The organism is Bradyrhizobium sp. (genome assembly GCF_030693485.1).
GTDB lineage: Bacteria > Pseudomonadota > Alphaproteobacteria > Rhizobiales > Xanthobacteraceae > Bradyrhizobium.
Genome location: NZ_JAUYAN010000312.1, coordinates 1 through 12,023 on the forward strand (window position 1 = coordinate 1; position 12,023 = coordinate 12,023).

The window sequence follows — 12,023 nt, forward strand, 5'->3', positions numbered from 1 at the left end:
CGACCTGCCGGCAGAGGAAGCGGCCGCCAACGTCGCCTACCTGCAGCAGATGCTGGCCCGCAAGGACAACCCGCGCGCTGGTCGCCCGGCGTCCGTGCCGGTGGCGGCGCTCAACCGGCCGAACTGAAATAAGGTATTAAAATACCTCTATCGTATTATACGTACCCATTGCATGGGGTTGTTTTCGATATTTTTGTTTTGGGGCCGCCAGCGTACCTGTTCGGCCGGTCAGGCGGCGGGCGATGCGGGCGTCAAATGGTGGTGCTGATCGTCCCCGTCGGGAGGCTGAGCCTCACTGCATCGCCGCGACCTTGATACCGGTCGGCCCGAGAATGACCACGAACAGCACCGGCAGGAAGAACAGGATCATCGGCACCGTCAGTTTCGGCGGCAGCGCGGCGGCCTTCTTCTCGGCTTCCAACATGCGCATGTCGCGGTTTTCCTGCGCCATCACGCGCAGGCTGGTGCCGAGCGGGGTGCCGTAGCGTTCCGACTGCATCAGCGCCAGGCAGACCGATTTCACGCCCTCCAGCCCGGTGCGCTTCGCGAGGTTTTCGTAGGCCACCTTGCGGTCCTGCAAATAGGACAGCTCGGCGGTGGTCAGCGTGAATTCCTCCGACAGCGCCACCGACTGGCTCACGATCTCGGTGGCGACCTTGCGGAAGGCGACCTCGATCGACATGCCCGACTCGATGCAGATCAGCAGCAGGTCGAGCGCATCGGGAAACGCGCGCTTGATCGAGAGCTGGCGCTTCGAAATCGCGTTCTTCAGGAACAGCATCGGCGCCTGCAGGCCGAGATAGGCCGCAGCGATGCACATGCCGATCTTCACCGGCATGGATTTTTCCATCTGCGAGATGACGAAGACATACAGGATGGCGCCCACGAACATCAGGATCGGCGTCACCAGGCGGAAGAACAGGAAGGTGATGTAGGGCGCCTGGCCGCGATAGCCGGCCATGGTCAGCTTGTCGCGCGCGGCTTCCTGCGCCAGCCATTTCGTCAGGTTGAAGTCTTCCACTACCCTGGAGACCAGCTGCTTCGGCGTCGCGCGCAGCGATACTTTCTCGGTCTTGGTGAGCCGGTCACGCTCGCGCTGCCGGATCCGCTCGCGTTCGCTGGCAACCGCCTTCATGCGCTTGGCGAGACCTTCGCCGGCGAACAGCGGCATGATCAGCGTGTAGGCGGTCGCGCTCGCGGCGATCGCAGCGAGCAGCATGGTCATGAACCGCGCGTCGTGGAGTTTTGTGACCAGGAAATCAATCATGCTGCACCGTCAGAAGTCGAAGTTGATCATTCTCTTCATCACGAAGATGCCAAGGGACATCCAGATCAGGCAGCCGACCAGCATCAGCTGACCGGTCGGATGGGTCCACAGCAGCGAGATGTAATCGGGGGTCGAGAGGTAGACGAGCAGCATGACGATCGGCGGCAGCGAGCCGATGATGCCGGCGGACGCCTTGGCTTCCATCGACATGGCCTGGATCTTTTCGGCCATCCGCTTGCGGTCGCGTAGCACCTTCGACAGGTTGCCGAGCGCTTCCGACAGATTGCCGCCGGACTTTTGCTGGATCGCGATCACGATCCCGAAGAAATTGGCTTCCGGCACCGGCATCCGTTCGTACAGACGCACACAGGCGTCGCCGAGCGGCATGCCGATCGCCTGGGTCTCGATAATGGAGAGGAATTCGCCCCGGAGCGGCTCCGGCGCGTCGGCCGCGACCACCTTGATCGATTCGAACAGCGGCAGGCCGGCCTTGATGCCGCGCACAATGACGTCGACGGCGTCCGGCAGCGCCTTGAGAAACGCCTTCTCGCGGCGCTTCTTGAGATAGCCGAGGCCCCAGCGCGGCAGGCCGAAGCCGGCGGCAAACGCCATGCCCAGCGCACCGAGCAGTCCGCGCATGCCGCCCTCGGCGCTGACGAAGACATCGTAGGTCGCGACCGGCTTGCCGGTGGAATCCGACACCACGACACTGGTACGGCCCTCGGTGGCGCCGGTGACGTAGATCTGCTGTGACGACCGCACCGACGCATTTGCAACCTTGGGATCGCTGGTCTTGACGCCGGCAACGTCCCTGCGCAGATCGATCACCAGCGACTTTCCAAGGCCGAGATCGACCGTACTGGTGGTCGAGGCCGGATCGACCAGAACCGGAGCCGTTCCGGAGCTGTCTGCCGGCTTGAGCGTCGGCAGTATCACGGCCGCGAACGCCGCCGCTCCCAGAATGGCCGAGATCACCATGAATTTCCTCGGCGACCAGTCCAGCCCGGCCTGGGTGAGGCGGACGCTCAGCGAGACGCTCTTTTCCTTCTGCCTGCGCGCATCGAGCTCTTTCAGCGATCCTTCGACCTGCTCGCGTCGCGAACGCTGATTCTTGTCGACGTTGCGGGCAACCGGCTCCGGGCTGGCGACGGAGGCGCGGCGATTCTCGGCCTTTCGCTCGCCCGACAGCAGCGGATACAGAAACACCCATGCCACGCCGCCGATGGCGGTGAAGGCGAGAAAGGCCAGCGCGAGCGCTTGTATGTTCATGGCTCGCTCCCTCAGACTTCCACGATGACTTCGGCGGCGTCGAGCGCTGCCGCCAGCCGCTTCTCTTCGCCGTAGTATCGCGCGCGATCCCAGAAACGGGGCCGTCCGATGCCGGTCGAGCGGTGCCGGCCGATGATGTTGCCGTTGGTGTCCTCGCCGATCATGTCGTAGATGAACAGGTCCTGGGTGATGATGGTGTCGCCTTCCATGCCCATCACCTCGGTGATGTGGGTGATGCGGCGCGAACCGTCGCGCAGACGCGCGGCCTGGATCACGACGTCGATCGAGGCGCAGATCATCTCGCGGATGGTTCGCGACGGCAGCGAGAATCCGCCCATTGTGATCATGGATTCGCAGCGCGACAGCGCCTCACGCGGATTATTGGCGTGCAGCGTTCCCATCGATCCGTCATGGCCGGTATTCATGGCCTGCAACAGGTCAAAAGCCTCGGGTCCGCGGACTTCGCCGACGATGATGCGTTCGGGGCGCATACGCAGGCAGTTGCGGACCAGTTCGCGCATCGTGACCTGGCCTTCGCCCTCGATGTTGGGCGGCCGGGTTTCCAGCCGCACCACATGCGGCTGTTGCAGTTGGAGTTCGGCAGCGTCTTCGCAGGTGATAATGCGCTCGTCGTCGTCTATGTACTGGGTCAGGCAGTTCAGCAGCGTGGTCTTGCCGGAACCGGTGCCGCCGGAAATCAGCACGTTGGCGCGGCAGCGCCCGATGATCTGCAGGATGTCGGCGCCTTCGGGCGTGATCGCGCCGAACTTCACCAGCTGATCCAGCGTCAGCTTGTCTTTCTTGAATTTGCGGATGGTCAGTGCCGGACCGTCGATCGCCAGCGGCGGCACGATGGCATTGACGCGCGAACCGTCGGCGAGGCGGGCGTCGCAGATCGGCGAGGATTCGTCGACCCGCCGGCCGACCTGGCTGACGATGCGTTGACAGATGTTCAGCAGCTGCTGGTTGTCGCGGAAGCGGATGCCGGTCTTCTGGATGCGGCCGGCGACTTCGATGAACACGGTTCCGGCGCCGTTGACCATGATATCGGAGATGTCGTCGCGCGACAGCAGCGGTTCCAGCGGGCCGTATCCGAGGACGTCGTTGCAGATATCGTCGAGCAGTTCTTCCTGCTCGGCGATCGACATCACGATGTTCTTGATCGCGATGATCTCGTTGACGATATCGCGGATTTCCTCGCGCGCCGATTCGCCGTCGAGCTTGGCGAGCTGGGCAAGGTCGATCGCTTCGATTAGGGCGCCGAAGATGGTGGCCTTGACCTGATAATAGCTGTCCGACCGCCGCGCGTCGATGGCGGGCGCGGGTGGCGCCGATTTCGCCGGAGAGATCGGCGGTGAGGATACCACGGGCGGAGCCGCCTCGCGCGAAACGGCGGCCGGAGCCGCGGCAGGCGCATGCGACACGCCTGCGGCGGGCTTCGCAGCCCGTGTATCGCCTTCAGTTCCGCTACGCTTACCAAACACGACGGTACTCCATGCGGGCTACTTGGCCCGCAGCTTCTCGAGCAGGGGTGACAGGAACGAACCCCGCGGTTTTTTGGTCTCGCCGCGGCCTGTCAGCCGTTGCGCGATCTGCAGAAAGATCTCGGTGGTGCGATGATTGGCGGAAATTTCCGCGATCATCTGGCCGTTGTTGGCGGCCGATCCGAACATTTGCGGGTCGAACGGTATCGATGCGATCGGCTGGCTCTCGATCGCCTTGGCGAATTCGCCGGCGTTGATTTCCGGCCGTTTCGGCATGCCGACCATGTTGAGGCAATAGAGCGGCGTCCGGTCGTTGGGCCGCGAGGCCTTCAACAGGTCGAAGATATTCTTGGTGTTGCGCAAATTGGCGAGATCCGGCGCCCCGACGATCAGGATGTCGTCGGCGCCGATCAGCGCCCGCCGCGTCCAGCCCGACCATTGATGGGGGACGTCGAGCACGATGCACGGCATCGTGGTGCGAAGCGTGTCGAAGATCGAATCGAAGGCTTCGGCGCCGAAGTCGTAGACCCGCTCCAGCGTCGCCGGCGCCGCCAGCAGGCTGAGGTGGTCGGTGCACTTCGACAGCAATCTGTCGATGAAGGCGGTATCGACGCGGTCCGGCGAGAACACGGCGTCGGCAATACCCTGCGGCGGATCCTGGTTATAATCGAGGCCGGCGGTGCCGAACGCGAGGTCAAGGTCGGCGACCACGGAATCCAGCGCCAGATCGCGTGCAATCGCCCAGGCGACGTTGTGCGCGATGGTGGAGGAGCCGACGCCGCCCTTGGCGCCGACGACGGCGATGATGCGGCCGACGGCCTTGGCTTCCGGCGCCGAGAACAGATTGCAGACCGAGCGCACCACGTCGATCGTATTGACCGGCGCGAGCACATAGTCGCTGACGCCGCGGCGCACCAGTTCGCGATACAGCGTGACGTCGTTGATCTTGCCGATCACGACCACCCGGGTTCCGGAATCGCACACGGTGGCAAGTTGATCGAGGCCTGCGAGAATATCGGTGCGGCCCTCGGTTTCCAGGATGATCACGTTCGGCGTCGGCGCCGTGCGATAGGCCTCGATGGCCGCTGCCATGCCGCCCATCTGGATCTTGAGATGGGCCTTGCCGAGGCGGCGGTCTTCGCCCGCCGACTGCACGGCGGCCGCGGTTTCCACGGTCTCGCAAAAAGCCTGCACCGACACCCGCGGTGCCGGCGCGATGTGATCGTCCGCGGGCGGCGATGCGTCCGGCTGCTGTTCGGTGTTCTGGCGCGCGTAGCTGATCATTTGCCTGTATCGCTGAGTTTGGCCCGGTCGGATTCGGGATAGGTGGTCGCGGTCGTGGTGCCCTTGCGATACTTGTCGAAGGCGATGTTGCGCCGGGACGTATAGGCTGGTGTTTCACTTCGCGGCTGCACCAGGTCGGCCGGATTGTCGACCATCGCCGCCATGTTGCGCTGATAGGCGCAGCCGAAATTGTAGTACTGCCTGTTCTCGAAATAGCCCTTGTTCTTGATCGACGGACCGATGTCTTCGGGCCACAACCCGCACGGACCGGCGACCGCCGCGATCTTCGGATAGTTCAACCGTATCGTCGCCATCGTGCGCGGATCATTCGGCTTGTAGTGGCGGGCAACGACCCCGCGCGGCGGCACGCCAGCGGCAGCCAGCGTTCCCTGAATTTCCCGGAACGCGTCCGCGGCCGCGCGCGCATTCGGCGTGTCGACCGGCACGTCGGCGGTGATGGCGCCGGTGCCCTCACGCAGCCAGACCTGGCCCAGCCCGATCACGTCGGCGCGCTGTGCGGCGGAAAGTCCGCCCCGCGCCTGTCCGACAAAGATCACGACCGATCGGTTGGTTTCCTCGATGGCGATCGGGTGGCGATGGCGATAATCGTCGGGAGCACTTTCGGCCATGGCGACATCGCCGGTGTGTCGGCAGGCGCCCAGCACGACGGTCAGACCGACAAGCGCTCCCGCCAGGCGGAAAGCGCGACTGCGATCGAGGGGTGGTTTGATTGTCATCGTTCTGGTCCTCGTCCCGCTCAATCGGTAATAAAGCCGTAGGTGCCGCGATAATTCCGTGCCGGTTCGACGCGGCCCGGAACGCCGTAGATGCGATTGATGCTGCCCAAGAGGTCGGCCTGCGGATCCGACGCATTGGCAAAGCCGTCATCCGGCCTCGACAGGTCCTTCTGCGCCACCGCGCGCACGATGAAGGGCGTTACGATGACCACCAGTTCGGTCTGGCTGTTGACGAAGTCGCGGCTGCGGAACAGCGTGCCGAGCACCGGCAACTGCGCAAGGCCCGGCAGACCGTTGATGGCCTGCTTGGTCTGTTCCTGGATCAGGCCCGCCATCGCCATCGCGCCGCCCGAGGGAATTTCAAGGGTGGTTTCCGCGCGGCGGGTCTTGACCGAGGGGACCGTCAGCGAATTGCCGGAGCCCTGGCTCAATGTAATGGCGTTTTCGTTCGACAGTTCCGAGACCTCGGTCATCACCCGCAGGCTGATGCGCCCTTCGGACAGCACCACCGGAGTGAAGTTCAGCGAGATGCCAAATTTCTTGAAGCTGATCTGGGTGGTGCAGACCCGGGTGACGGGATCGCAATTGTAGCCGGCCGGCACCGGAAACTCGCCGCCGGCAATGAAGGTCGCGGACTCGCCGGAAATCGCGGTCAGGTTCGGCTCGGCCAACGTGCGTACCACGCCGGCGTTCTCCATCGCGCGCAGGGTGGCCGATACCGACGAGCCTAGCGACCCGGTCACGCCGTTGCCGGCGACCAGCGGGCGGCCAAGCGCGGTGAAGGGGTTGGAGTTGTTGAAGTTCACGACGGCGGTGCCGTAGTTCAGCGTGCCGGAGACGTCGATGCCGAGCTGCTTGATGATATTGCGCGCGACTTCGGCGACGGTAACCTTCAGCATCACCTGGTCGCGGCCGCGCACCACGATCGAGTTGACCACCTTTTCAGCGCCGCCCGCCAGGCGCCCGGCGAGTTCGCCGGCCTGCTGGGCCTCGATCGGGCTTGCCGCCGATCCGGTCAGCATGACGCCGTCGCCGACGCCTTCGATCTGGATGTCGGCATTCGGCAGCGTGCTCTTCAGCGCCGCGCGCAAGCCGTTGAGGTCGCGCTTGACGGCGATATCGTAGGCCGCGATCTGCTGGCCGGCGGAATCGAAGAACACGATGTTGGTCTGACCGACCGCGGCCCCGATGATATAGGCGCGCTGCGATGAGCGGACGACGGCGTTGGCGATCTTGGGATCTGCGACCAGCACGTCCTTGATGTCGCGCGGCAGGTCGATCACGACGGATTTGCCGATGCCGAGCGCGAGGAAGCGCGCATTCATCTGGCCGTCGGCCGCGCCCGGCGCGGCGACGCGATAATCGCTCGCCAGCACCGGCGTCAAGGCCTGATTGAACATCATCGCCGCGACAGCCGAGAACGACAGGGCGCGGACCATCATGGTCCGCATTACCGGCTGATTTCCCCTGCACTTCATTTCGCGCGTCCTCTTTGTCACTTCTGCATCGTCGTCGGGCTGGAGACGCCGTAGCGAATTACGTTGATACTTTCGCCACGCTTGGAGGTTTGATCGTCGGTTCGGTTCTCGACCATGTTGAGGTCGGCGATGCTGCGCAGCGCCAGTGCCAGCGTGCCGGTCTGGCGCGCGCGCGCCAGCGTCTCGGCCTGCTCCGGCTTCAGCTCCAGCGTGACGGTCTTGCCGACCACGGCATTCTGGCCGTCCTTTTCCTTCGGCGCCTGATCGATCGCCAGCACGCGGACATTGGTCAGGATGACTTCGGAGATGACCTGGTCCGGACCGTTCTTGTCGGCCTTCTCGCGTTTGGACAGGATCACGTCGACCCGGTCGTTCGGCAGGATGAAGCCGCCGGCGCCGGTTTCGGGCGAAATCTCGGTGGAAATGGCGCGCATGCCGGTGGGCAAAATCGCCGCCATGAAGCCGGATCCGTCGGCCCTGACAAGCTTCTGTTCCCGGATTGGTTCGCCGGCGATGAAAGGCGCGCGCGCGATCCAGCCTGCGACCTGCGTGGTGGCGTCAGGGCGTTCGCCGCGGCGAATAAAGGTATTGTTGTTCGAGGAGGCCGGCCATGTCTGCCATTGCATATCGTCCGGCTTCAGCGACTGGCCGAGACCGATGTCGGCCTTCGCAACCAGAACGTCGACCGTCGGCATCTGGGCGACCGGCTCCGCCGGCGCCGGTCCCTTGTCGGATCCGCTCGCAAGATAGGCGGCCACGCCTCCGGCTCCGACAGCGATCGTCAGCACCACAATGCGTGCGGTATTCATACGCTTCACTTTCCACATTACGCCGCGACGCTTCCGTCGCCGTGATGGGAGTTGACCAGCTATTCGTCAAAGCATGGTTAATGAGGCGTATCTAAATCGCGTTAACGAGAGTTTACCTAACGCTTGCTCAGCGCATGACGAAGTGGGTGAGGTTCACCGCCTTGATCCACTCGGTTTCCGGATAGATCATCAGCGCGCCGATCGCGAGCGCGATGCCGTAGGGAATGCCGGTCTCCCTGGCGTGCAACTTGAGCAGCCAGGGCTGGCCCGCGAGCTGCCAGGGCAGTGGCCATTGCCGGAACTGCAGCAACAGTAATGTCAGGGCGCCGCCGAACAGCGAGGCGTAGAGCAAATAGTTGAGCAGATGGCCGAAGCCGAACCACAATGCGGCCGCAGCCGCCACCTTGGCGTCGCCGCCGCCGACCCAGCCCATGGCAAAGCAGCCAAAGGCGATGACGAGTACGGTCAAGCCGGCGCCGACATGCGAGAGAATGTCGAGGAACGGCATGCCGCTCAGCAGCGCGAGCGCCAGAAAGCCCACCGCCAGTGCCAGCGACACCCGGTTCGAAATCGTCATGGTGAAAAGATCGCTCGCTGCCGCGAACGCCATCAGGGCCGGAAACAGCGTGAGGCGAACGATATCGAGGATCATGGGACTGGGCGGCCCGTGTGGCTGAGGCGAGGTCGGAGCATCGCCCGAGTCTAGCGATCAGAGATGAACAATCGGGAAACGGCTCGAGCGGTCACCAGATACTGGCGATCCGGACGATGATGGCGAGCATCGCCAGCGCCAGCGTCAGGCAGATCAGTTCCACGGACCGCCTGTCCCGGCGGCCGGGCGTCAAGGCCGCGCTTGTTGCCGCTGCGGCGACGGTCACCGGTTTACTCATGCTTTACGCCAACACCACTCATAGAGACAGCAAAGGCCCCGGAGTTGCCGGGGCCTTTGAGGCTTTCGCGCAACAGTCGCTTATTTCAGCGAGGTGTTGATCGAGGTGAACTTGGTGTTCAGGTTGGTGCCGAGGCCGTTCACGACAGCGATGATCGCGAGCGAGATGCCGGCTGCAATCAGGCCGTACTCGATGGCGGTGGCGCCGGACTCGTCCTTCACAAAACGCGCAATCAGGTTCTTCATATTCAACTCCATGTGTACACGTGGCTGGTCGACTAACGTTTGGTCTCGCCGGCGTTCTCAGCACCGTGACCATGGGCGCAACCCTAGGGTCGGGAAATTTCGGCGCAGTTAATTCGACCGCGTAAACCTGGATGAAACTGGCAGTTCTTAAGCAGAGTAAATGTCGAATTAAGAGCTTGCCGGCAATTCGACGGGTACCGGATCGCTCCCGGTCTGTGGAGGGCTTCAAAGCCGCGAACCGCCGCGATTCATGGCTCCTTAAGCGTCAAAGGGTACCCATTAAGGCCCGTCGGATGAGGTTGCCATGTCCAATTTGCCCCTGGAAGTCGTTGTGATGTTCGGCGAGACGATCGCCAAGGTGGTGCCCGTCACGATCGGCCTGGCCGTGGTATTCACAGTGCTGACCCATTTCTGGGCCTGCAATCCGGGAACGCCGTGGTGGCGCAAGAAGGAACTCGTCACCGATATCTGCTACTGGTTCTTCGTGCCGCTGTTCGCCCGCGTGCTGCGGATCGGGCTGCTGGTAGTCGGCGCCGGCGTGCTCTTCAATATCCGCGACGCCGACGAGCTGATTGCATTCTACGACAATGGCCATGGCCCGCTGGCGAAGTTGCCGCTCTGGTTCCAGGCGGTGCTGTTCCTGGTGCTGTCGGATTTCATGCTGTACTGGCTGCACCGGATGTTTCACCGGGGCGACTTCTGGAAATACCACGCGGTCCATCATTCATCCGAGCATCTGGACTGGATTTCCGCGGCGCGCTTCCATCCCGTCAACCTGTTCCTGGGAACCATTCTGGTCGACGTCTTCCTGCTGATCGCCGGCATTTCGCCCAACGTCATGCTCTGGGTCGCGCCCTTCAACATGTTCCATTCGGCGTTCGTGCACGCCAACCTGAACTGGACGCTTGGCCCGTTCAAATACGTGCTCGCCAGCCCGGTGTTTCACCGCTGGCATCACACGGCGCAGGAAGAGGGCGGCAACACCAACTTCGCCGGCACTTTTCCGCTCTGGGACATCTTGTTCGGGACTTTCCGGATGCCGGAAAACAAGCTGCCCGACAATTACGGCATCGACGAGCAGGCGACCTTTCCGACCGAGATTGCCGGGCAACTGGCCTATCCGTTCCGGCGATAAAGTGTTTTCGGGCTGGCGGACGGTTCTCGAAGCTTGCAAGTTGTAGACGTTGCTGATGCAGGCTCCGTCAGCGTTCGAGGCTGACTTAGAACTCCAGCTAGCACCGAAAAGCCAGCTCAGGGCGAAGCACCCCCATCAAAGAGCATCCATTTTCAAAGAACTTCCACTCGACGGCCCGAAAGACATTGACCCTCGCGGTCAACATAGGGAACATATACCTCCGGGCGGTAGTCGATCAACCCTTGGCCTGTCGAACGTGTTCGAACAACCTAGAGCTTCGGCCGCGCAAAACGTTGCTTTAAGGGATGAGTCGATCCTAGGGTGGTTTTGAGTCTCACTCTTGCCTTTGCCTTGATGCTCGGAAGCTAAATGTCAACGAAATATGACGATCTCTCGAAAGACGAACTGGCTCGCTTGTTGGAAGCCCGCGACAGGCGGGATGCGACACGATTTGGCCTAATCTGGGAAGCGAAAGAAATTGATCGCGATTTCGCCATCAACTCTGACTTCGTAGCTCTCGACGTTGTGCCGGAACTAAGCACGGGCCAAGCTCCGTGGCGGAATCTGATAATCGAAGGTGACAATTTTGATGCGCTTCGATACTTGCGTATGGCCTTTGCTGGGCGCATCAAATGCATCCTTATCGATCCGCCCTATAACACCGGTAAGAGGGATTTTGTCTATAATGACAGATTTGTGGATGAAAATGATTCATGGCGCTACTCCACTTGGGTCGAATTTCTTTACCAGAGGCTTGTGATCGCACGCGACCTTCTTCGAGAAGATGGGGTTCTGCTGTGTTGCATCAATGACGAAAGTCGCGCCAAGTTGGAACTACTACTCGATAAGGTCATGCCAGGACGACGGATTGGCAGTTTTGTCTGGCGAACGAAGGACTCCGCAAATGACTCTGGCGGTAATCTCAGCCAAGTGCACGAGCACGTACTAGTGTATGCAAATCCTCAGTTTCAGTTCAGCGGCAAGGCCCTTAGCTTTGATGATTACCGCAATGCCGACAACGATCCGGAAGGGGATTGGACGCCGCAGCCGTTAACTAAAGCTGAGACATACATAACACGTGAAAATACATACTACCCCATCCAAGATCCGGCGACAGGCTATTGGTATCCGTGTGATCCGGAGAGAGTATGGGCTTATGCGACGGAGTCGCGCGTCAAGCCAGGTACAAGACTGCGGTCGGAGACCATCGAAGAGCTGATTAGGAAGAAGGAGATCTTTTTCCCTGTGTGCAATCCTTCCGACGTAATGCGATGGGAAACTAAGGATGATTTGATAAAAGCAATCCGCGTTGGAAAGGGGCCCATGCTCCCGAAGAAAAAGACGCCTTTGCTTCGAGAGGATTTGCCCGATTTGGATTTTTGGGTAGGAAAGTCAATCGCGCCGGGCAGGCCGTCTCGAAAAGAT

At 61.9% G+C, this 12,023-nt stretch carries 12 protein-coding genes; 2 read left to right on the forward strand and 10 right to left on the reverse strand.

Translation table 11 applies throughout. The features are described 5' to 3' along the window. Positions 1-292: 292 nt before the first annotated feature. From Q8N40_RS22780 to Q8N40_RS22825, 10 genes are all read right to left on the reverse strand, one after another. On the reverse strand, positions 293-1,267 hold the full coding sequence (locus tag Q8N40_RS22780) for a type II secretion system F family protein (protein WP_305713404.1): 975 nt from the start codon (positions 1,265-1,267) through the stop codon (positions 293-295). Positions 1,268-1,276: 9 nt separating this feature from the next. Continuing rightward, entirely contained in the window at positions 1,277-2,536 is a 1,260-nt protein-coding gene (locus Q8N40_RS22785; RefSeq protein ID WP_305713405.1) for a type II secretion system F family protein, read from the reverse strand. 11 nt (positions 2,537-2,547) lie between these two features. Next, positions 2,548-4,020 (reverse strand): CpaF family protein, encoded by a 1,473-nt coding sequence (locus tag Q8N40_RS22790; RefSeq protein WP_305319655.1) that lies wholly within the window; start codon positions 4,018-4,020, stop codon positions 2,548-2,550. Between the two features lie 18 nt (positions 4,021-4,038). Beyond that, positions 4,039-5,304: an AAA family ATPase gene (locus Q8N40_RS22795; protein WP_305713406.1), complete on the reverse strand. Its 1,266-nt coding sequence runs from the start codon at positions 5,302-5,304 to the stop codon at positions 4,039-4,041. After that, entirely contained in the window at positions 5,301-6,041 is a 741-nt protein-coding gene (locus Q8N40_RS22800) for a CpaD family pilus assembly protein (RefSeq protein ID WP_305713407.1), read from the reverse strand. Before Q8N40_RS22800 ends, Q8N40_RS22795 begins: the two co-directional genes overlap by 4 nt. 20 nt (positions 6,042-6,061) lie before the next feature. Beyond that, positions 6,062-7,519 carry a type II and III secretion system protein family protein gene (locus Q8N40_RS22805; protein WP_305713408.1) on the reverse strand — a complete coding sequence of 486 codons (1,458 nt, stop codon included), beginning with the start codon at positions 7,517-7,519 and terminating at the stop codon, positions 6,062-6,064. A gap of 17 nt (positions 7,520-7,536) precedes the next feature. Then, complete coding sequence (cpaB, locus tag Q8N40_RS22810) at positions 7,537-8,328, reverse strand: Flp pilus assembly protein CpaB (RefSeq protein ID WP_305713409.1); 792 nt, start codon at positions 8,326-8,328, stop codon at positions 7,537-7,539. A gap of 127 nt (positions 8,329-8,455) precedes the next feature. Then, positions 8,456-8,980, reverse strand: a complete 525-nt coding sequence (locus Q8N40_RS22815; protein ID WP_305321571.1) for a prepilin peptidase — start codon at positions 8,978-8,980, stop codon at positions 8,456-8,458. 91 nt (positions 8,981-9,071) lie between these two features. After that, positions 9,072-9,218 (reverse strand): hypothetical protein, encoded by a 147-nt coding sequence (locus Q8N40_RS22820; RefSeq protein ID WP_305321572.1) that lies wholly within the window; start codon positions 9,216-9,218, stop codon positions 9,072-9,074. Positions 9,219-9,298: 80 nt separating this feature from the next. Then, on the reverse strand, positions 9,299-9,463 hold the full coding sequence (locus Q8N40_RS22825; protein ID WP_305321573.1) for a Flp family type IVb pilin: 165 nt from the start codon (positions 9,461-9,463) through the stop codon (positions 9,299-9,301). A gap of 304 nt (positions 9,464-9,767) precedes the next feature. On the opposite strand from Q8N40_RS22825, the gene Q8N40_RS22830 reads away from it, so the two are divergent. Together Q8N40_RS22830 and Q8N40_RS22835 are read left to right on the forward strand one after the other, a co-directional pair. Then, positions 9,768-10,598: a sterol desaturase family protein gene (locus Q8N40_RS22830; RefSeq protein WP_305713410.1), complete on the forward strand. Its 831-nt coding sequence runs from the start codon at positions 9,768-9,770 to the stop codon at positions 10,596-10,598. Positions 10,599-10,967: 369 nt separating this feature from the next. Further along, positions 10,968-12,023 (forward strand): site-specific DNA-methyltransferase (locus Q8N40_RS22835; RefSeq protein ID WP_305713411.1); only part of this gene is annotated, 1,056 nt, incomplete at its 3' end.